Here is a 20,838-nt window from a genome sequence, read left to right as displayed (position 1 = left end):
TCACGGCGCCGTGGCGGGCGACTCAGCGGAGTCGGAAGGTCGCCCGCTCCCGGTCCGCTCGGCTTCCGGGCCGCTCCACGACGAGCCTGCCCTCGCGGTGCGCGAGGTAGCTGTGCGGATCGTGCGAGAGCCGGAAGGACACGCCGTCGCGGTCGGCGAGTCCCTCGTCCCGGATGAATCCGCTGGCCCGGCCGTACTCGTCGCTGTCGGCGTAGGGCTCCACCACGGGCGAGCCGTCACTCACCCGGACGTGGTGGTCCGGAAGATCGACGCACCGCAGCGCCACCCTGCCGGGGTCGAGGAAGCCGGGCACGATGCGGAACTGGCTCCGCTCGACACGGTCGGCGACCCGATCGACGACCAGCCGGCCGCCCTGCCCGTGCCGCACGAAGGACTCCGGGCTGTCCAGCGGCGAGAGCCGCACCACGGGCTCGCCCTCGGCGATCGGTATCCCGAGTGCGGGTGTGCCGTCCGGGTACCAGTTCAGCCGCTGCACCCTGGTGTGGCGGTTCGGGTCGTACAGCGGATCTCCCTCGATCCCCTGGTAGGACCGCGCGTGGTAGACGAGCACGTCCGTCTCGCCGTCCTCGGCCACCGTGAAGGAGTTGTGCCCGGGGCCGTACCTGCTGTTGGCCTCGTTCGTCTGCAGCAACGGCTGCGGCGACTTGGTCCAGGAAGCGGGATCGAGCAGATTCGCGCGGGCGTCGGCGGTCAGCAGCCCCACGCAGTAGTTGGCGTCGGTGGCGCTGGCCGAGAAGGTCATGAAGACCCGCCCGTTGCGGACCAGCACGTACGCACCCTCGTTGACCTTGAAACCACGGGTCTCCCAGTCGGCGGTGGGCACCGCGATCCGGACCGGATCGCCCTTGATCGCCAGCGGGGAGGCCATCTCGGCGATGTAGAGGTTGCTGCTGGTGTCGATGCCCGGTTCCGCCTGCGCCCACGCGTAGTACCGGGTCCCCGCGTGCTCGAAGGTGGTCGCGTCGAGCGCGAAGGTGTCCCAGGCCGTGGTGATCTGCCCGCGCAGCTCCCACGCGTCCTCGCGGGGGTCCTCGGCGCGGGATTCGAGCACGTACATCCGGATGCGGAACACGTCGTCGGAGTCACCGGCGGCGAAGTAGATGTACCAACGGCCGTCGATGCGGTGCAGCTCCGGCGCCCAGATGTGGCCGCCCATCCGTCCGGACTTCGGGCGGCGCCAGACGGTGCGCTCCCCGGTGTGGGCCAGCCCCTCGATGGTCGGGGCGCCGCGCACCACGATGCGGTCGTACTCCGGCACCGATCCGGTCATGTAGTACATCCCCCGGTGGGGGTAGGTGATGAGCGGATCGGCGCGTTGCTCGATCAAGGGGTCACGGGTGGTCAGCACGCCGGAGTCCCGACCGGGGTCCTGACCGTGTCCCCTGCCGGGCCGCTGTGTCGCCGCGCTCGCCGAGGTGCCGAGCAACGGCACCGCCGCCGCTCCAGCCGCTGCCGCTCCACCGCCGCGCAGCAGCGAACGGCGATCCAAATTGTTCTGCGTCATGTCGTGTTCCTCTCTGCCGGAAGCAGAATCGAAGTCCTCTGTGGTGTCGTCGGCGGACGTGGTGCTTCGGTTCGGCGGCACCGAACTCCCACCACTGCCGTAGGCCGCGCTCCGACCACTCCCGCGGTCGGCACCGCCGCGGGTTCTCCGGTGCGGCTCTCGCGAGGAAGGCCCGACGTTGTGTAGGTGCCTACCCGATGTCGGGCCTCCCCGGAGCGAGAGCCGTGCGGGAGGTTCCGCCACCCGAGCTCATGGACGAGCCGAGCGGAAACCCTCGGTCAGTTACCTTGGGTCTTGATCCGCATCACAGTGATGGAGTTGGCCGGGAAGGTGTGGCTGAAGCTCTCGTCCACGCCCCGGATCACCGACTTCTCGGGTTTGATCGGTCGCGACTCGGCGGTGTTGACCGCCTGGGGGTCGCCCCGCAACGTGGTCAGCCGCGCCGTGTTCGCCAACCGCGAGGCACCGCTGATGTCCAGCTGGGTACGTGCCCGGTTGTTCTGGGCGTTGACGACCTTGACGATCAGCTCACCGGTCCTCTCGTCCCTGGTGACCACCTGGCGGAACGGTTCGGCGTTCTGCTCGTCGGTGAAGCTGCCCCACTTCTCGCCGTCGAGGAACAGCGTCACCTGCCGGCCCCGGACCTCGACCCTGATGTCGTACTCCCGGCCGGTCTCGATGGTGGTGTCCTTGGACAGCACGGTCTGCGAGCTGCCCGCGGTGGTTTGCTGCACCGCCGAGCGGGTGTTGTTCCAGCCGCCCAGGTTCCACCAGTAGTAGTTGCCGGTTCCCTCGACTCCGAAGGCGACGAGGAACCCTTCGCTGCCCGCGCGCTTGGTGGCGGTCAGGTTCAGGTCGTAGTCGCTCCAGTTCTCGTCACCCGCCGTGACCATGGTGTTCTGGACCGAGGCATCCGACTGCACGTAGGACCCGTTCTCGATCGACCAGTCGCCGGTGCCGGTGAGCTCGCTCCACTTCGAGGCGTCGCCGGAGAAGTCGTCGGCCAGCAGTGTCTCGCCGTCGGCGGAGGTCACCCGCACGTCGTCGTAGGCCGCGCTGGTGTTCCAGGTGGACAGCCCCACCGCACCGCTGATCGGTTTCTCCTCGACCGGGGTCGAGGACGCCTCACTGGGCACCACCTCGTCACCGACGTTGTTGCCGAACAGCTTCTGGGCCTCGTAGCTCGCCGAGCCCCACGACCGGTGGTTGTCGAACCAGATCATGTCCGGAGTCCACTGAGGATCGTCCTCGTGGGCCAGCAGCGGGGCGTAGGAGCTCATCCGCACCACGTCGGCGTTGCGTTCCAGCCCGGTCATGAAGGACGCCTCGACCAGCGCGTTGTAGAACTCGTTGCCCTCGGAGGCGTACTCGGTCAGCGAGACCTTCGGTCCCGAGCGGTCGTAGGAGTCGTAGCGCCGGTTGTTCTCCAGGAACCACCGCGGGTTGTTGTAGTAGTGCTCGTCGACCATCTCCGCGTTCTGCTCGCGGGCGAGTTCCCAAGCGCGTTCGAAGGTGGCTCCGCTGTCGTCGGGCCCCGAGTTGGCGACCACGGTGATCCCGGGGTAGCGCTGCTCGATGGCGTCGCGGAACTTCTCGAAACGCTCGTAGAACTCCTCGGGGAGGTTCTCCTCGTTGCCCACGGCCAGGTGCGTGAGCCCGAACGGCTCGGGGTGGCCCATGGCGGCTCGCTTGCCGCCCCACTCGGTGTCGACCGACCCGTTGGCGAACTGGATCAGGTCGAGGGTGTCCTGGATGTGGCGCCGCAACAGCTGCGGATCGTCGGTGGCCTCGTCCTCACCGCAGCCGGTCACCAGGGCGGGCACCACCGGCAGCGGCATCGCGCCGATGTTCTCGGCGAACCGGAAGTACTCGTAGAACCCGAGGCCGTAGGACTGGTTGTAGCCCCAGAAGTTGGCGTTGGTGGGGCGTTGTTCGACCGGCCCGACCGTGTCCTTCCACTGGTAGGAACGGCGACGTTCCCAGTCGGGGGCCTGGTAGGACTCGTGGCTGCCGGTGTTGACCAGACATCCGCCGGGGAACCGCAGGAAGCCGGGGTTGAGCGCTTCGATCTTGCTGGCGAGGTCCTCGCGCAGCCCGTTGGGTTCGCCCTTGAACGTGTCGCGGGGGAAGAGCGAGACCATGTCCAGCCGCACGGTTCCCGAACCGTGTCCGAGCACGCGCAGCCCACCGGTGTTGGTGTCGCTGTGCGCCACGAAGGTCTCGCTGTACTCGGTCCACTGGTCGCCCCGTACCCGGATCCGCATGGTGCGGCCGACCGGTGAGCCGGAGCCGTCGGTGGCGGTCACGGTCAGCGGGGTGCCGCCGGGTTGGTCGCTGCGGGCCCAGATCGAGAAGTCGTACTTCTCGCCGCGTTCCAGCGACATTCCGGAGTGGTATCCGGCGTTGGTCACCCCGTAGGCGGCTCGACCTCGGGCGTTCGGTCGCAGTCGCAGGTAGCGGCGGTTGTTCTCGTTGAGCCGCTGGGCGTCGTCGACCACCTCGGCGGAGCCTTCGGCGCCGCCGACCGAGGTGGTGCTCCAGCCGGTCATCGGGGTGTAGGAGGGGTTGTCCACGGTGTCGTACTCGAAGGAGCGGTTGCGCACCAGCTCCGCGTAGATGCCGCCGTCGGCGGCGTCGTTGATGTCCTCGAAGAAGACTCCGTGCATGGTGTCGGGGATCGACTTGGTCTCTCCCGCCGCATCCACCTGCAGCGAGTAGTCGATCGGTGAGCTTTCGGCGGTGTCCGCGAGAGCCGATGGCAGCAGCGCGCCGCCCAGCAGTACGGCTGTGGCCAGGCCGACCGCCGAGTGTAATCGGGACATGCGGGCTCCAAGTCCGGTTTCGGATGACCGAGATCCTCGTTGTTTGATATACCGAACTAAGTCCGGTATTCCGGAAACGTAACCGCCCTCACACGGAAGGTCAACAGCATGTGACAGCGTGATTACACCCGGGCCGCCGCCGAGCCGGGATTATCGGCGCGCGGCGACACCGGGGACGAGGCGCCGGTGGTCGAAGACCGGCGAGCCGTCTCCGAAGCGAGTTCTCACCCGGCGGACAGGGGTTCCCGGTCGAATCGCACTACGTGCTGCCGTGGTTTCCGGTATCGGCGTGCGGCTCGGTCCGCTCGGCCGCCAACCGGCCGTCCGCCATTTCGACGACGCGGTCGCACCGCTCGGCTACGCGGGGGTCGTGCGTGGCCACCAGGATCGAGGCGCCCCGCTGCCGCGTCGACAGCAGCAGCGTCACGATCTCCCGGGCCGTGGCGAGGTCGAGGGCGGCGGTGGGTTCGTCGGCGATCACCAGATGGGGCTCGTTGACCAGTGCCCGCGCGATGGCGACCCGCTGCCGCTCGCCGCCGGAGAGTTCCGCTGCCCTGCGGCGCAGTGCCCAACCGAGGCCGACGCTGTCCACGGCTCGGCGGGCGCGTTCGAGCCGCTGCCGCCTGCCGATGCGCGGTCGGGCGTACTCCAGCGGGATCGTGACATTGGCCGCGACGGTGTCGGACTCGACGATGGCGAACTCCTGGTGGAGGTAGCCGAAGAACTCGTTGCGCAGCCGCGCCCGATCCCGTTCCCGGGTGGGTGCGGGCTCGCCGCGCACGACGAGTTCGCCGCTGGTGACCGGCAGGGTGAGCCCGAGCAGGTTCAGCAGGGTGGACTTGCCGCAGCCGGAAGGCCCCATCAGGGCCACCGCCTCGCCCGCCCCGACCGAGAGCGACACCTCGTGCAGCGCCTCGACACGCAGCCGCCCCTGCCCGTAGGTCTTGGACAGTCCGGATGCCCGCAGCAGGGCCATGATGGTTCACCGGCCTTTCAGCTCGTGCCCGCGCTGCTGTTTCACGGTCCAGCCCCACAGCCCCAGGAAGATCACCACGACCAGCACCGCCATCCACCCCGCCGCCGAGGCGAGCGGACCGCCGACCAGCAGGAGCCCGACCAGCGGTGGCAACGGCGGGAGGAGGACCACGACGCCGACGAACCCGGCGAGCCGGACGGCGAGGTGTCCGCCGCTCGCACCGTGGGTGCGCCGGATCGCGAAGACCGCCCGCTCCCGATACAGCGTCCGCCGCGCGGTGGCGGCGAACGCGAGCAGCACCAGCGAGAGGAAGGCCGCCATCCCGGCCACGTACATCGTGGCGGCGACCATGATCCCGGAGAGCCGCTTCGGCTGGTCGACCGCGACGCGGTGCGGCACGAGGTAGAGCTCGCCCGCCGCGTTGCCCGCGAGATAGCTGTCGAGTTCGGAGTCACTCACCTCCAGCAGCACCGCTCGCGACATCGCCTCCTCGCGCTCGTACCGGTTGAGCCGGGGCAGGCTCTCCGGCGGCAGGTTCAGCACCATCCGCTCGTCCAGCGACACCGCGCCGAGATGGGTCTCGAAGTGGGTGGCGGAGCGGGGCAGTCGCTCGAAGTCGGTGAAGATGTGGCCCGCGATCCCGACCGGCTCGGCCGGTGGGGCCACCTCGGCGCCGCGCATGGCGCAGGGAGCGGGCTCGCAGAGTTCCAGGTCGGGCACGGTCTCCGCCAGCTCCGAGCCGATGAACAGCACCGTCGGCACACCACCCGCGAAGTCCGGGCTGTTCAGCCGCGCGTTTCCGATGACGGCGGTGTAGGCGCGCTCCGCGCGGATCATGTCGACGAGATCGGCGACCGTCCGGTCGGGCACCGAGGTGACCTCGGAGGAGCCGTAGTACGGCTTGAAGACCACCGCGCCGCGCTCGCGCAGCTCGTGGCCGCCGCGCAGCGCCTTGAACTGGACGAGCACGTCGACGAGCAGCACGACCAGCACCACGCAGGCCAGGCCGATCATGGCGGCCAGCGACAGCATGGTGGGCCAGCGCCGCAGCGCCATCCGGACACCGCCCCGGAGTTCACTCGGCACGCCCCACCCCGCTTCGCACTCGGGTTCCGAGCACGGTGGCCAGCAGCCACGTCGGTGCCGCCGCCAGCAGCCCGCCCGTCACGGCGGCCGCCATGACCAGCCAGTCGACCCGATCCGGTGGCCGGAGCCCGACCAGCGACACCAGCGCTCCCGTGATCGCCACCCCGAGCACGATCCCCAGCAGTTGGAACGGCAGGCCGCGCGGCCACACCTGCCGCACCAACCGGGCACGGGTGGCGCCGTGCCGGGTACGGATCGCGAACTCACCGGCCCGGTCGCGCAGCCCCAACGTCCAGAACAGCATCGCCGCCAGACACCCGGCGCCCAGCAGCGTGCCGGTGCTCCCCACCAACGGGTCATCGCGGAGGTGCTGCCACAACGGCACGCGCTCCGTCGAGAAGTCCGCGAAACCGGCGCGATACGCGATGTCCCGGATCTCGGCGAGCTCGCCGGGGTCGTCGGTGTTGACGAGGTACTGGCCGAGCGGCAGCGGGTACTCGCCGAGCGGACGGACGTACTGCAAATCATCGGCATCCTCGGGCGGGGAGACCGTGCCGACGATCTCGATTTCCGCAGGCACCAGCGTGGGGGAGCTCCCCCGCCGCCACCGCCGTTGCGAGTAGGTGTCCTCGAACACGTAGCCCCGCCGCGCCCGGCCCGGCTCGTGCTTCCCCGTGGGATTCGGCGGGGTGTACCAGGGCAGCACGCCCGCGGGATCGGCCACCACCAACCGAGGCGGGCCGTCACCGGCGGGAACGATGACCAGCGTCAGCGAGTGCTCGACGAGGTATTCGCGCAGCTCGGCCGTCGCCTCGGGCCGGGCCGCCGGGTCGACCTCCCGCGGCCCGTGACCGAGCGACAGCTTGGTCACCGCGCCCGGCAGCTCGTAGGTGGTCTCCTGATGATCCTCGAACGACCAGTGCACCGCCCACGCGGCGAACGCGCTCAACACCCCCAGCAGCAGACCGCTGACGACCAGCTTCACCCACATGCGCGGTTCCGCATCGCCACCAGGGCACCTCCGCGAGAAAGATCATCGCGAAGGTAGCAACCGTGGCTCGCGGACAAAGCCGGAACGGCGAAGCGATGACGATGATCACATCGTTCCGGACCGGCTCAGCGGGAGGTCGAGGGAACGTCCCGGGGCGGGAACCACCGAGGGCAACGCGGTTCACCGGGATCAACGCGGGGTGGAGTCGGTCTGCCACGGGACCCCGAGCACGTCGTCGGCCCTGGCCACCGGCAGGTAGATCTCGAAGGTGGCCGGACGGCTCAGCTCCAGCCGACCGCTGTCGGCCTCGATGAGGGCTCGGGCCAGCGCCAACCCCACGCCGGTGGAACCGCCGCCGGAGAAACCACGGGTGAACACGTGCGGCACCAGTTCCTCGGGAACCCCGCCGCCGCTGTCGGCCACCTGCACCAGCACGGTGCCGCTGCCGTACTTGGCGGACAGCGTGACGGTCCCCTCGCCGTGCCGCAGCGCGTTGTCCAGCAACACCCCCAGCGCCTCGCGCAGCCGCGCCGGGGTGGCCCTGGCCAGCAGTTCCTTCTCGATCCGCAGCCGCAGGGTGCGCCCCTGGGCGCGGAACTGTTCCCGCCACTCCTCGGCGACCCCGGAGAGCTCGGCGGAGACGTCGAGCGGTTCGGCGTCGCGGGCCCGGGCGGCGGTGGCCGCGGCGAGCAGGTCGTCCAGCACCCCGGACAGCCGCTCTGCCTGCTCCAGCGCGGCGCCCGCCTCCTCGGCGGTCTCCTCGTCCTCGGTCTCGGCCAGCGCCTCCAGCCGCAGCTGCAACGCGGTGAGCCTGCTGCGCAGCTGATGGGAGACGTCGCCTACCAGCTCGCGTTCCCGCTGCATGAGCTGCGAGAGCGCGGCTCCGGAAGCGTCGAGCGCGTCGGCGACCCGGTCGAGCTCGGGCACGCCGTGCCGCTTGGGGTCGGGCCGGAAGTCCCCCGCGCCGAGCCGGTTGGCGCGGTCGGCCACGTGGCGCAGCGGGTCGGCGAGCCTGCGCGCGGTGACGATGGCGACAAATCCGCCGGTGGCCGCCGACAGCACCGCCAGCAACGAGATACCGCCCGCGACCTGGATCTGCTGGGTGCGCACCGGGGAGCTGGGCACCGCCAGCCGCACGGTGCCGCTCTGCACCATCGACACCGTCTCGACCAGCGGGTCCTCGCCGGGATCCGTGCCGTAGGTGTAGGTGCGGTCGCTGATCCGGACGGTCAGCCTGGCGTCGTCGGGCACCACCAGCCGGACGTTGGACAGCTCGATCGGTTCACCGGCGGCGACCTGCTCATCGAGCCGGGTCGCGATCTGCTGTGCCCTGCCGGACAGGTCCCCGCGCGTGATGTCCTCGACCAGCTTCAGCGCGCTGACCACGAGCGGGATACCGAGCACGAACGCGGTGAGCGCGACGGCCAGCAGGGTCGCCTGCAGCAGTCGTTTGCGCATTGGTTGGGCTTTTCCGATCGGGTTGTCGGGGTGATTCCACGCCGGAACCAACCGAGGTCACGGGGTTGGCGGCGCGGGAGGTCCGGTCGTCGGTCCCCCGATTGTTCGCGGGATCAGTCGGTGTTGAACCGGAACCCGACGCCGCGCACGGTGGCGATCCGCTGCTCGGCGGTCCGGTAGTGGCCGTCACCGAGCTTGCGGCGCAGCCAGGAGATGTGCATGTCCAGCGTCTTGCTGCCCTTGCGGCTGGGTTCGGGCCAGACCTGCTCCAGGATCTCCTCCCGCGTGACCACTTCCCCCGCGTGCCACATGAGCACGCGTAACAGCTCGAACTCCTTGTTGGCCAGCTGGACCTCCTCGTCGTCGACCAGCACCCGCCGGGCGGTGAGTTCCAGCCGGACGCCACCGGCCTCCAGTGTCTCGGGCGAGTTGCGCCGCAGCAGCGCACGGATCCGCGCCATCAGCTCGGCGAGTCGAAACGGCTTGGCCACGTAGTCGTCGGCACCGGCGTCCAGCCCCACGACGAAGTCCACCTCGTCGGTGCGCGCGGTGAGCATGAGCACCGGTGTCCCCCTGCCGCGGGCACGGAGCCTGCGACACACCTCGAGCCCGTCCATCCCGGGAAGCCCGAGATCGAGTACCAGCAGGTCGACACCTCCCGCGCAGGTCTCACGCAACGTCGCGTTGCCGTCCTCCAGCACCCGCACCGAGTAGCCTTCCCGCTGCAGCGCCCTGGACAGTGGCATCGCGATGGCTGGATCATCCTCGGCCAGCAGCACTACGCTCACGGGTCCCAGCCTAGTTGCACTCGGAGCCCCCGAGCCGGTGTGTCGCCGCGCGAGCACCGAGCGCGGGGTGTTCCCCTCACGGGCGCGGCGATTTCGCGAGAGATCGACGCCCGGCCGGGCACCCGGTTGGGCGGGTACCCGGTTGGGGCGCGGGGGCTGCGAGAGTCCGGCGACCGCACCCACCCGGCGGCACCACCGGGTGGGTGCGGCGGCGGTGGTCTATAGGCTGCGGGCGTGAGCGCAGTTACCGATCACGAGCTGGCGCGGCGCCTGGCCGACCGTGCCGACGAGATCACCACCGCCCGGTTCCAGGCGGCCGATCTGCGGACGACGAGCAAGCCCGACCGGACGCCGGTGACCGACGCGGACGTGGCCGTGGAGGACGCGGTGCGCGCGGAGCTGGCCGAGCACCGCCCGGACGACGTGGTGGTGGGTGAGGAGCGCGGCGGCAGCGCGACGGCCGGGCGCAGTTGGATCATCGACCCGATCGACGGGACCAAGAACTTCCTGCGCGGGGTGCCCGCGTGGGCGACGCTGCTGGCGCTGGTCGAGAACGGCTCGCCGGTGGTCGGTGTGATCAGCGCTCCGGCGCTGGGGCGGCGCTGGTGGGCCGCCGCCGGTGAGGGTGCTTATCGGCGGGTCGGTGCCGAGGGTGACGCGGAGCGGATCTCGGTCTCCGGGGTGACCGAGCTGGGCGATGCCTACGTCTCCACCACGAATCTGGGCAGCTGGAGCGAGCTGGAGCGGCGCGCGGACTACCTGCGGCTGGTGGACAGCTGCTGGGAGAGCCGGGCTTTCGGGGACTTCTGGCACCACTGCCTGGTGGCCGAGGGCGTGATAGATCTGGCGGCCGAGCCGCTGGGCAATCCCTGGGACCTCGCGGCGGCGCAGGTGATCGTCGAGGAGGCCGGGGGCGGCTTCACCGACCTGTCCGGCGAGCCGCGCTTCGACGGCGGCAACGCGCTGAGCTCCAACGGCGCGCTGCACCGGGCCGCGCTGCGCGCGCTGGACGGTTGAGGGGCTGGGTGGTTGCCAGGGTGGTGTGGCTGCGGATCCGCTGATCGGCGGTACCGCGCCGGGTGCGCTGGTTGCTTTGGGTTCGCGCGGTGCGCCGGGTAGCGCTCGCTGTTCCTGCGGAATGAGCACTACCCGCGCGCCGATGGCTACGTGAGTCCGCAGCTCTCCCCGCGTGCGGGGGCCTACAGAACCACCACCATGCTGACCGCGCTGCGCTGCGGTCTATCCCCGCGTGCGCGGGGCCTGCACTCACTGCGCTGGGATTCTAGCGGCGTGAAGGCGTTGTGAGAACCACGTGGTTACTCCTCTTCGGACACATAAGCTTCGGGCGAACCGCTTCGGAGGCTGGATTGTCGATGACTCCGGTAGCGGTTTCCACCATTGTTGTCTGCTGTGTGGGGGGTCCCCGCCCGGCCGGGTGGGAGCGGGGAGGGAGGCCCGGCCGGGCGGGGTTTGGTGGTGGCGGTGCGTACATTTCGTGGGAAATCGTCGCCGCAGTGTGGGGAGGCGCGCGGCGATTTCGTGGGAAATTGACGCCCCGCCACCGGGCCCGGGGTGTGTCTCGGCGGGTGTCGGGGGTGTGCCGAGTGCACGGTTCCGGGCCGGTCTGGGTGAAGAGTGGTCGTGGGGGACGGAAGCTGGGGCGAGTCAGTGTCTAGAGGCGGTGGAGTCCGTCGAGGACGCGGCGCAACAGCGCCAGCTCGGGAGGCTCTGCCACCGACGCGGGTTCAGGGGAGGCAGCGGAAACGGCGGGAGCGGTATTCACGGTGGTCGGGCTTGTGGGATGCGGCACGGCCGGTGGCGACTCCGGTGTCGGCGTCAGTGACGGGACCACCGGGGCCGGTGGGTCGAGCCGAAACAGGTGCGGATGCTCGTCCGGGTCGCACAGCGGCCAGCCGATCAACTCGGTGGTGGGGCGTTCGTCCCGGAAATAGTGCTCCAGCCGCAGTGCGGCCAGCCGTCTGGCGGCCGGGCCGCTGCCGCTGGCGTGGCGGGGCCGATAACTCGCCCGATTGCCCCAGCCGCCCAGCACGATCGCGGTGGCCGTCAGCACGACCGGTGGTCAGCAGCATCGCCGGATGCGTCGTCACTCCGCCTCACCCCGCCTACGGAACTCGTCCGGGTCGATCGACCCAGATTCCGGCGGCTGGCCGCCGCCGAAGGCCAGCGCGGCGGCGTAGTCACGCAGCTCATCCGAGAGCCGCTGCAGCACTCCGGCGAGTTCGGCGCACTGCCTCGGGGTGGCCTGCCGGGCCGGAATGTCGTAGGAAGCCTGCTCCAGCTTCCACTGTTCGTGATCTGGGAAAACTCCTGGAAGTCTCGCAGGGGACCGTCTCCCGCTACGAACGAGGCGAGCGCGCACCGAAACCCGAATACGTGGCCCGCGTCGCCGGAACTCTCGGAGTCACCGGAGCCAGATACGACGAGCTGGTCGAGTTCGCGAGCACAGCGACAGCACCGAACCTGATCGCCGACAGCTCCAAGGGACTGCACCGCCACCTCATCGAACTGTCGGAGTTCGACAGAACGGCTGATCGCGTGCTGCACGTGGCACCGCTGCTGATTCCCGGGCCGTTGCAGACTCGTTCCTACGCACACGAAACAATGATCAGCCTTCCGCCCGATGAGCGGGATGTCCGTGTCGAGCTACGCATGGCACGAACAGCCATGTTGAACATACCGCGTCACCTGGACGTAGTGGTGACCGAGCGGGCATTCCGCGACCCCTTCGGCACCGACGCCGTCATGGCAGAACAGCTACGCCACATCATCGAACTGTCACACCATGACAACATCACCGTGCGCGTTCTCTCCAGCGAGGTGCGCCACTGGACACTGGACCACGATGGAGCCTTCGTGTTCTACGAGTTCACGAAAGCCGCTCCCATCGTGCACCTGGAACACTTTCGCGACCCCGCCTTCCTCTACGACGTCCAGGACGTCAAAGCTTACCGCGACGAAATGGAGACACTCCTCAGCACGACTATGAACCCCGCAGATTCTGAAAACCTCATGGAATCAATAGCGCAGCAGTTCGAAGGAAATTCCCAATGAATACGTTACCCCACCAGTGGCGCAAATCCAGCTACTCCGGCCCCAACAGCAGCTGCCTCGAAATTGGCCGCATCAACGAAGGCGCGGCAGTGCGCGACACCAAGAATCGATCAGCCGGATACTTGACCGCTAACCACCAGCAGTGGACAACGTTCATCAACGCAGTGAAGAGCAGTCGGTTCAACTGAATCCTACACAGACAGCACGGCCCATCCAGAGTGTTCTGGATGGGCTTTATTCTGCGTCATCTTACCAAAAAAGAATATAACTGCTCGGAGTAAGCGCCTGAATCTACCCTCCGGACCGATCATCATATATTTCCTTATGTCGCCTATATACTGCACATCGTCAACACACTTCCAAAACTCGATACACTAACAAGACCGAATACCCCGAAAGAACCAGAAGGATGCAAGTGTCAGTTTTTTCGAATACATCGTGACAACATCACCTCAAGCTCCAATGCTGACATTCTTTCCAGAATTTTTGGCAATACGCAAAGAAACAAAGGCTTCCCTGGAGTCTGCACCGTAACCGCACGAAACCCGGAATCCTGTTTCTTCTCGAAGATACTCGAGGGTTTCCAAGAATACAGGGAGAGCGCTTTTGGGTAATGCAAATATTGCGCTATCTCCCCCCGAAGAAACAAGATAAACACCACTTACTTCTATTACTTTTTGTACGATGTTCCGCAAGGATTTATCAGCTTTGTTACTCCATTCAACAGCGGTTTCCAAATCACGAGAAAGTAGGCTACTCTCCGTTTGAGCTCCAACATCATCGCCATCGATAATGGCAATCAAATCACTCGATTCTGTATATTCTGGACCATCGCGATCTTGCGAGTAACGAATTAACTTACTATTCATAGGGAAATAAGCCCCGGCCGCAAATGCGAAGACAGAAGGGGCGTTCGTAAGTAATCGAACTGGATTATCTTGACGCCCATACACACGTGCACTGTACTTTTGGCACGTATGCAGTATATTACGAACTATCGACTCTGCCTCTCCGTTTTGTAACTTTTGAAAGAATTGCTTTGCTCCAACACTGAAAAATACTGCTTCATCGCACTCGTCTTCTCCCGTGACTAAGTAGCCATTGTTAGCAACTCCGGCAGAGGCCAACGCTGCACTGTCACGAAAAGCACGCGAGCTCCCTTCCACATGTTCTATATGCAAAATGACAGCCAACTGTGAACGTTTAAGCGGTGCCAGATCTCTATAGCTTCTTATCTCTTTCAGATCGATATTATCAAACCAGCGATAACCCGGATCAGAATTTAGTTCAGAACTGTATCCGTTAAAAATTTCTCTTAAATTTAACTCGTATATACGCTCACTCCTGTTGTATCGAGCGAATGAGCGCACACGGAAATCTATATCCAAAGCATACCAAGAAGAATCATAGTTTTCTTCAGGATACACATCCCTATCCCAGAGAATTGCCGCCTTCTGTCCAACAGCAAACGCTTCAGGAAGACGGCTGTGTATATAGAAAAACAGTGGATGGTCCTCTTGGTTTTTAGTTTTAGCTTCTTCTATTCGGTACCCTATAGTGTCAATCACCCAATTTGCTCTTTCAATCTCTGAATTTGTCAACTTGTCAGGCCCATAGATAAACCAGTCCCTATGCGAACGATCCATTGTTTTTCGAATCGAAAGGGGAGGATATTTCTCTCTTGTTTTGTCATTCTTTGATGGCAGGCTAATGTAGACACCAACTCCATATTTTCTTTTATTTTTATACCAGAACAATGCGGCGATTATGCCCATGAAAACACCTACAGAAACAAGCCCTCCACTTCCCCAGTCGTCTGCAATATTTGGTCCCGCTCCAGCAACAAAAGCGACGGAAAACCAGAAAAAGAAATTCTCGAAATCATCTACCCAGTACCGAAATCTGAACGTTTTTGTTTTCAACGACCATCCAAACTAGACAAACATCTTCTTTTTGTATTGTACGCTAAGTACGACGAGATAAACAGCGGCGGTAGATCAAACAAGGACATTCTTTTCCTACCTGGAGTCAACCAGGGCACCTTCGCGCCGCAACTATTCCTCTTAATCGAACCTCCGAATGTTAAAGTACATAACTCCGTCAACCTAAATGCAGTAAATATGCGACTGTGAAATTTTTCCTTCGTCAAGGATAGACAGATAACCTGAAAAGGCACTGGACGTGGAAGCTATGACCGAATGAGCTAATCAAAAGAACTGCTTCATAGGATTCCTGCACGAGACAGCCACAAACCTACTTCACTCTCTGCGAGAGCATGGCAGTGACACTGGACCTAGCACCTCTCATTCGAGTCTCTCGTGGTGATGCGGGTGACGGCCTCGCGGGTGAGGGCTCGGTCGTGGGGTTCGGGAGTCAGGGCGCGGTGCAGGGTCATTCCCTCGATGAGGGCGTCGAGCTGGCGGGCCGTGTCCGGGTCGAAGTGCTTCTCCAGGTGGACCCGGCTGCGGCGCATCCACTCCTTGGTCAGTTCCCGGTAGGCGGGCTGCCGGGCGGCCAGGGTGTAGAGCTCCTGGGTGAGCACCAGGTAGCGCTGATCGTCCTCGGACAGCTCGTGGATGAGGTCGGTCACCGCGTCCCTGGCCCGCTCCCGGTCGGTCGGCGCGGCGAGGTAGCTGTCGAACAGGGCGACGATCCGCTCGGCGAACCTGCCGAACGCCTCCCGGAGCAGCTCCTCCAGCCCGCCGAAGTGGTAGGTCATCGACCCCAACGGCACCCCCGCCCGGGTGGCGATCCTGCGGTGGGAGACGTTGGCGATCCCCTCCTCGGCGATCAGGTCGAGGGTCGCTTCGATGATGCGCTCGCGGCGCCTCGGGTCGGTGTGTCCGGTAGCCATGACACCGAGCATCCTAGAGGTCGCGGACCTCGCGGGCCGGATTGCCGACGGCGACGACGTCGGCGGGCACGTCCCTGGTCACCACCGCACCGGCACCGATGACGGAGTTCTCGCCGATGGTCACGCCGGGCAGCACGACGCAGCCGCCGCCGAGCCACACGTTGTCGCCGATGGCGATCGGGCTCGCGGCCTCCAGCTTGTCGCGCCGGGGTTGCGGTTCCAGCGGATGTGTCGGGGTGAGCAGCTGGACTCCCGGACCGATCTGGCAGTCCTCGCCGATGGTGATCGACGCGACGTCCAGCGCGGTGAGGTTGTAGTTGACGAAGCTGCGCGCCCCGATCGTGATGTTGCTGCCGTAGTCCACGTGCAGTGGTGGCCGCAGGTGCACCTCATCGCCCACCGAGCCGAGCAGTTCGGCGAGGATCGGCCGCGCCGCGTCCGGATCCTCGACGTAGGCGGCCTGGTAGCGGGCGGCCAGTCGTACTGCCCGCCGCTGCCTGCGGCCGAACTCGGGGTCGTCGGCGATATACAGGTCCCCGGCCGCCATGCGTTCGAGATTCGTGCGCGGATCGTCCGCGAAGTAGTCACTCGGCATGCGTACGATCGTACGCTCCGGTCCGATCCGGAACGCCCGAATCGGAGTATCTACCGATCACGGCTCAGGCGCGCCGGTTGCTCAACACTCCCGCGAACAACAGCACGAGCACCCCGGCCAGCGGCACCACCAGCAGCCCCACCCGGAGGCCTGCCGTATCGGCGACCAGGCCGACCAGCGGCGGGGACAGCAGGAAGCCCAGCCGCATGAGCCAGGAGACCACGGTCAGCCCCGACCCCCGCTTGAGCCCGGGCAGCTCGTCGGCCTCGTGCATCGCGGCGGGCACCAGCGTCGCCACCCCGAACCCGGCGGCGGCGAAGCCGAGGACCGTGCCGGGCACGGTCGGAACAGCCAGCGCCAGGCCCATACCGACGGCGGTGATCAGACCACCGGAACGGGCCACGGTGCGCTGCCCGAACCGTTCGACGAGCCGATCACCGAGGATGCGGCCGACGAACTGGGCCGCAACCAGCGCCACGTAGCCCTGGGCCGCCAACGTCGCGGGCGCGTGCAGCGATTCGGAGAGGTAGAGCGTGGCCCAGGAGTTGCCCGCGTCCTCGACGAGCGTTCCGGCCATGGCGATGACGACGAGCGATGCCAGCACGAACGCGATGCGCCGCCCCGGGAGCACGCGCTCCGCCCGTCCCGCCTTCCCGAGGTCGGCGTCGGCTTCCGGGGTGGATTCGTCGTCGGACTCGGGCAGGCAGAACGTCCAAGCGGCACAGGCCGCGAGCACGAACACCGCCGCAGAGATCGCCAGGTGCTGGGCCCGTGAGAGGTCGAGGGCGATCGCGGCGGCGGCCATGGATCCGCCGGTCACTGCCCCGATGGACCAGATGGCGTGGAACGAGTTGATGATGGAACGTCCGTAGCGGCGCTGCACCCGCAATCCGTGGGCGTTCTGCGCGACATCGGTCAACGAATCCATCGCACCGGCGAGAAGCAGTGCTCCCGCGAACATCGCGACCGAACCCGCCGTTCCCGCGACCAGGATTCCCACCGCGGTCAGCAGGGTGCCCGCGACCGCCACCCGCGCGGAACCCAGCCGCCGGACGGCCACCCCTGCGGCCAGGCCGGCGACGATGGCCCCCATCGGGAACGCCACGACAGCCACCCCGTAGGCGGCGTTGCCGAGTCCGAGATCCGCCTTGATCTGCGGAAATCTCGGCAGCAGATTGGCGAACAGGGCTCCGTTGGTGAAGAACAGCACGGCAACGGCCACGCGAGCCCGCCGCTCGACCTGGGTGGGTCGGGATGGTGCGGCAACGGTCATGCGCGGCAGCCTACCCACCGGAGCGGACGATCGTACACTCGTTTTCGGAACCGTTCCAGGAGGAAGCGCGTCGGCCGGGCCGGTGTCAATTTCTCGCGAAATCGCCGCGCGGGCGGGGTGCTCAGCCGCCCGAGGTGTGCCGTTCCGACCTGGCGGCACCCTGCTCGGTTCCGGAAGTATCCCGGTGGGAACTCCCGGAGTCGGGCTCGGCCGGGGTGTTGCCGGTGGCGGGGGTCGCCGGGCCGTTGCCCACATCGGGGGAGCCGCTACCGGACCCCGAAGAAGCGCTGCCAGACCCCGAAGAAGCGCTACCAGCCCCCGAAGAAGCGCTGGCGGATTCGGAGGAACCGCCGCCCGCATCGGGGAAACCGCTGCCGGGATCGGCGGAGCCACCGGGGATCGGGACTCCCCTGGGCGGTGTGCTGCCGGAGTCGAGCGGGCCGACCGCGCCCCGCAGCGCCTGGGTCCAGGTCAACCGTCCGAACAGGTAGAAACAAGCCACCCGTTCGTCCGAGAACCGCGCCCAGTCGTAGCGGTTGCCCTGCTCACGCCAGAACACGTCCCAGACCTGTTGTCCTTCGGAGTCGTCCCGCAGCAGGCACCAGGCGTCGTCGCGCTCGGCCGCGACGGAAACCACCCGCGGTGGCACTCCCATCGCCTCCAGCCATCCCAACACGGATTCAGAATTCACACGGCCTCCTCAGCAGGACTCTGCTACCTCGATTTGCGTGGAGAGTCACTTGGCGGAACCTCTCGCACGGCTCTCGCTGCGGGTGCCCCGACATCGGGTAGCGGCTACACAACGTCGGGGCCGTCCTCGCGAGAGCCGCACGGGAGAACCCGCGGCGGTGCCGGCTGCGAGGGCGGTCGGAGTTCGGCCTGCGGAAGTGGTGGGAGTCCCACGCGGGGAGCCACAGTAGAACTGTCCCAGCACCAAGAGGACAAAAAGACATCAGCGCATCGCTCCGGCGGAATCCTCCACCGAACTCATGTCGTTACTCCGGATTCGCACGGTCTGTTCCGTCTCATCGGACTCCGCCGCGAGGTCCGAGGGTGTGGAGTCCGGTTCGGACTCGGTCACGTTTTCCGAGTCGGTGGCCTGTTCGGCTCCGACGGTCGGATCGGTCAGCAGGCCCAGGGCCACCAGCTCGGCGATCGGGTGCGTCGTGCGGTAGCGCAGCCCCGTGCCGGGCTGCTCGAACCAGGCGACCGCCCGGGTGAGCCACACCGGCAACGGGTGCACCACCCGGTAACGCCGATATGCCCGCTCGCGGAACTCCGGAGGCAGCGAACGGTCGGCGAACGCGGTCCCCTCGGGAGCCAGCACGAGTCCCCACTCATCACCCAGCCGATCGAGCATCGTGCCCGGCGGCAACACCTCGGGGTCGGGTTCCGCCACGCCGTTGTCCGCGAAACCGTGCCGCACCGGCCAGTCGTAGGCGTGCGTGCGGTTCCCACCCGGCCCGGGAAGCAGGTAACGCCGTTCCCACTCGAACTCGCCGACCTCGGCTTCCGGGCCGAGTGGTTCGTAGTCGACGAGCAGCTCCTCGGGGACCGTGCGGTCCGCGTCCTCCGCCGCTCCCGGAGCGGCTCGGTGCTCGGTGGAGCGCGCGAGCCCGACAACGGCGTACTCCTCGACGAGGTCCGCACGCGGATGCGACCGCGGCGGCACCGTGAAGGTGTCCCGTTCGGACGGTTGCCCGGAGGGTGACCACTGCCTGCTCGGTCGGGTCTCGGCCACCGGCATGTGCCCCAGCGGGAACTGGTGCAGCACGAACGCCACGACGGCTGGGTCCCGCTGGTTCTCCCGCAGCGGGCGTCGCCCCTCGACCGGCTGCTGTTGTGGGGATTGCGGCTGGGGAGATTGCTGCGGTGGGTGCTGCTGCGCTGGGTGCGGTGGTGGCGGGGGCTGTTGCGAGATGCCGCCGCCGGGAGCGAACGGATTACGTCCCACCGGTGGCGCCACACCCGGATGGGCCGTCCCGGTGGGCTGGTAACCGCCCCGCACCGGAGGGCCGGGGCGCGGAGCCGCCTGTCCGGGCTCCGGCTGTCCGGCTCCCCTGCCATGCCCGGGAGCGGCCGGAGGCGGTGGCACACCCGGCCGCTGCGGCTGACCGGTGGTCCCCGGCTGTCCAGTCATTCCGGGCTGTCCAGTCATTCCCGGTTGTCCGGCGGGACCCTGCGGGACGGCGCCGGGTTGCGGTGCGGGACCGGCGGGTGGCGGCGCGGCCGGACCCGGCGGTGCGGGTGGCGGCGCGGCGGCGGGAGACGCCCATGCCTGGTGCACGGCCTGCGGCGCGGTGATCGGGTCACGCTCGACATCGGTGCGCTCGCCACCCACGCCCGATACCGGTGCGACGTCGGGAGCCGAGGACGCGGCGGGATCCACGACGGGTATCGGTCCGGTCCCGGCCTCCGGGCCGCCCGCCGGTCCGGCAGCGGCGCGTCGAACCGTGTCCGGCGAGACCGGTCCCGTCAGTTCCCGGTCGGCGGCCTCTCCCGGCTGATTAGCGTGTAGAGGAGGCCCAGTGCCATCCGGCCCCACGACCGGACCCCGCTCGTCGGGTCCGGACACGGGCGAGAGGAGCTCCGATATCCGGCTGCGGGATGTGTCGGGCTCCCCGCGCTCGGATTCCTGCCCCGGCGCAGCGGGCTCGTCAGCCGGTGCCGAGGGCGGGTCCGCCGGCGAAGCCGCACGGTTGCCCGCCTCGCCGACAGCTCCTTCATCCACCAGGGCACCCGCCCCTGAAACGGCGTCCCCCACCGAACTCACATCCGACACCGGGTTCGCGACCGCCTCGACGACACCGGCCGGTTCGTCTTCCGCCTCGGTAGCGCCGAACGGCGCTGAGTCGGGCGGTGCGGAACCGGGGGACGCACCCGAATCGATGGTGACCCCGCCCGAACTGTCCACCGCCCCGACCAGACTCCGGTTCAGCTCCGCGATGTTGGTGGCCGCGTCCCCCACGGCGGACTCGGCCCGCAACGCGGCGGAGGGGTTCCCCGCCACGGCGGCCCGCTCGGCCGCGGCGGTCCGCTTGGCCAGCGTGACCAGTTCCCGCACGATGCGCACCTTGGCGGCACCCACCTGCTCCGCCGCGTGATCCAGCCGGTCGGCCGCCGCCGCGCACTCCCGTGCGCAACCGGGCAACCGGCCGGTGTCCGGGTCGACGAAACCCTGCCAGTGACCGCTAGCGGCCCGCGCCGTCTCACCCTCGATCGAGGCGAGCGCTCCGCCGGCGGAGGTGTCGGAAGTAGCCGCCAACCTGTGCAGCGAACCGGCGGCACGGCGCCAGGCGGCCGCCGCCTCGCGCATGGCGTCCTCATCGGCCTCCGGCCAGTGCGTGCCGGTGCGTTCGGCCACCCCGCGCAGTTCGACGGGAAGTTCGATCCCCACT

18 protein-coding genes and 2 pseudogenes are annotated in these 20,838 nt (G+C 67.4%); 5 read left to right on the top strand and 15 right to left on the bottom strand.

What is annotated here, in order from left to right; genetic code table 11:
* Nucleotides 1–22: 22 nt before the first annotated feature.
* The 7 genes from BM394_RS05755 to BM394_RS05725 all read right to left on the bottom strand — a co-directional run bounded on the left by BM394_RS05755 (nt 23) and on the right by BM394_RS05725 (nt 9,646).
* Nucleotides 23–1,525: a family 43 glycosylhydrolase gene (locus BM394_RS05755; RefSeq protein ID WP_092975172.1), complete on the bottom strand. Its 1,503-nt coding sequence runs from the start codon at nt 1,523–1,525 to the stop codon at nt 23–25.
* Nucleotides 1,526–1,803: 278 nt separating this feature from the next.
* Nucleotides 1,804–4,347, bottom strand: a complete 2,544-nt coding sequence (locus tag BM394_RS05750) for an alpha-L-arabinofuranosidase C-terminal domain-containing protein (RefSeq protein ID WP_092974781.1) — start codon at nt 4,345–4,347, stop codon at nt 1,804–1,806.
* Between the two features lie 259 nt (nt 4,348–4,606).
* A complete protein-coding gene (locus BM394_RS05745) occupies nt 4,607–5,323 on the bottom strand; it encodes an ABC transporter ATP-binding protein (RefSeq protein WP_092974778.1) in 717 nt (238 codons plus the stop codon).
* 6 nt (nt 5,324–5,329) lie between these two features.
* On the bottom strand, nt 5,330–6,409 hold the full coding sequence (locus tag BM394_RS05740) for a hypothetical protein (protein WP_092974775.1): 1,080 nt from the start codon (nt 6,407–6,409) through the stop codon (nt 5,330–5,332).
* Nucleotides 6,399–7,400 carry a hypothetical protein gene (locus BM394_RS05735; RefSeq protein ID WP_092974772.1) on the bottom strand — a complete coding sequence of 334 codons (1,002 nt, stop codon included), beginning with the start codon at nt 7,398–7,400 and terminating at the stop codon, nt 6,399–6,401. Before BM394_RS05735 ends, BM394_RS05740 begins: the two co-directional genes overlap by 11 nt.
* 189 nt (nt 7,401–7,589) lie before the next feature.
* Nucleotides 7,590–8,858, bottom strand: coding sequence for an ATP-binding protein (locus BM394_RS05730; protein ID WP_092974769.1), 1,269 nt, complete (start codon nt 8,856–8,858; stop codon nt 7,590–7,592).
* Between the two features lie 113 nt (nt 8,859–8,971).
* Nucleotides 8,972–9,646, bottom strand: coding sequence for a response regulator transcription factor (locus BM394_RS05725; protein ID WP_092596070.1), 675 nt, complete (start codon nt 9,644–9,646; stop codon nt 8,972–8,974).
* Between the two features lie 234 nt (nt 9,647–9,880).
* Between BM394_RS05725 and hisN the strand changes: the two genes are divergently transcribed.
* Together hisN and BM394_RS22715 are read left to right on the top strand one after the other, a co-directional pair.
* Nucleotides 9,881–10,663 carry a histidinol-phosphatase gene (gene hisN / locus BM394_RS05720; RefSeq protein ID WP_092974767.1) on the top strand — a complete coding sequence of 261 codons (783 nt, stop codon included), beginning with the start codon at nt 9,881–9,883 and terminating at the stop codon, nt 10,661–10,663.
* Between the two features lie 150 nt (nt 10,664–10,813).
* A complete protein-coding gene (locus BM394_RS22715; RefSeq protein WP_175529978.1) occupies nt 10,814–10,951 on the top strand; it encodes a hypothetical protein in 138 nt (45 codons plus the stop codon).
* A gap of 367 nt (nt 10,952–11,318) precedes the next feature.
* On the opposite strand, the gene BM394_RS22710 is transcribed toward BM394_RS22715, so the two are convergent.
* Complete coding sequence (locus BM394_RS22710) at nt 11,319–11,717, bottom strand: hypothetical protein (RefSeq protein ID WP_092974764.1); 399 nt, start codon at nt 11,715–11,717, stop codon at nt 11,319–11,321.
* Nucleotides 11,718–11,750: 33 nt separating this feature from the next.
* Complete coding sequence (locus BM394_RS23280) at nt 11,751–11,945, bottom strand: hypothetical protein (RefSeq protein WP_245780009.1); 195 nt, start codon at nt 11,943–11,945, stop codon at nt 11,751–11,753.
* On the opposite strand from BM394_RS23280, the pseudogene BM394_RS23275 reads away from it, so the two are divergent.
* From BM394_RS23275 to BM394_RS05705, 3 genes and pseudogenes are all read left to right on the top strand, one after another.
* Nucleotides 11,927–12,034, top strand: a pseudogene (locus BM394_RS23275) (helix-turn-helix domain-containing protein); the annotation flags it as partial. The gene BM394_RS23280 and the pseudogene BM394_RS23275 overlap by 19 nt on opposite strands.
* Nucleotides 12,035–12,040: 6 nt before the next feature.
* Nucleotides 12,041–12,718, top strand: coding sequence for a DUF5753 domain-containing protein (locus tag BM394_RS23270; RefSeq protein WP_281246419.1), 678 nt, complete (start codon nt 12,041–12,043; stop codon nt 12,716–12,718).
* Nucleotides 12,715–12,906 (top strand): DUF397 domain-containing protein, encoded by a 192-nt coding sequence (locus tag BM394_RS05705; protein WP_092974761.1) that lies wholly within the window; start codon nt 12,715–12,717, stop codon nt 12,904–12,906. The genes BM394_RS23270 and BM394_RS05705 overlap by 4 nt, the downstream gene beginning before the upstream one ends.
* Nucleotides 12,907–13,170: 264 nt before the next feature.
* On the opposite strand, the gene BM394_RS22325 is transcribed toward BM394_RS05705, so the two are convergent.
* From BM394_RS22325 to BM394_RS05680, 6 genes and pseudogenes are all read right to left on the bottom strand, one after another.
* Nucleotides 13,171–14,640 carry a mCpol domain-containing protein gene (locus BM394_RS22325; RefSeq protein WP_139235147.1) on the bottom strand — a complete coding sequence of 490 codons (1,470 nt, stop codon included), beginning with the start codon at nt 14,638–14,640 and terminating at the stop codon, nt 13,171–13,173.
* A gap of 371 nt (nt 14,641–15,011) precedes the next feature.
* Nucleotides 15,012–15,572: a TetR/AcrR family transcriptional regulator gene (locus tag BM394_RS05700; RefSeq protein WP_092975166.1), complete on the bottom strand. Its 561-nt coding sequence runs from the start codon at nt 15,570–15,572 to the stop codon at nt 15,012–15,014.
* A 13-nt stretch (nt 15,573–15,585) separates the two neighbouring features.
* Complete coding sequence (locus tag BM394_RS05695) at nt 15,586–16,167, bottom strand: sugar O-acetyltransferase (protein WP_092974758.1); 582 nt, start codon at nt 16,165–16,167, stop codon at nt 15,586–15,588.
* 64 nt (nt 16,168–16,231) lie between these two features.
* Entirely contained in the window at nt 16,232–17,440 is a 1,209-nt protein-coding gene (locus BM394_RS05690; RefSeq protein WP_092974755.1) for an MFS transporter, read from the bottom strand.
* A gap of 433 nt (nt 17,441–17,873) precedes the next feature.
* Nucleotides 17,874–18,131, bottom strand: a pseudogene (locus BM394_RS23660) (hypothetical protein); the annotation flags it as partial.
* 261 nt (nt 18,132–18,392) lie between these two features.
* Nucleotides 18,393–20,837 (bottom strand): glycohydrolase toxin TNT-related protein, encoded by a 2,445-nt coding sequence (locus BM394_RS05680; RefSeq protein WP_139235146.1) that lies wholly within the window; start codon nt 20,835–20,837, stop codon nt 18,393–18,395.
* Nucleotide 20,838 lies beyond the last annotated feature (1 nt).

It is taken from the genome of Actinopolyspora lacussalsi subsp. righensis (assembly GCF_900116555.1).
Classification (GTDB): Bacteria; Actinomycetota; Actinomycetes; order Mycobacteriales; family Pseudonocardiaceae; genus Actinopolyspora; species Actinopolyspora lacussalsi.
Note: the sequence above shows the minus strand (reverse complement) of the source record. Positions and strands in the feature narration are given on the sequence as shown.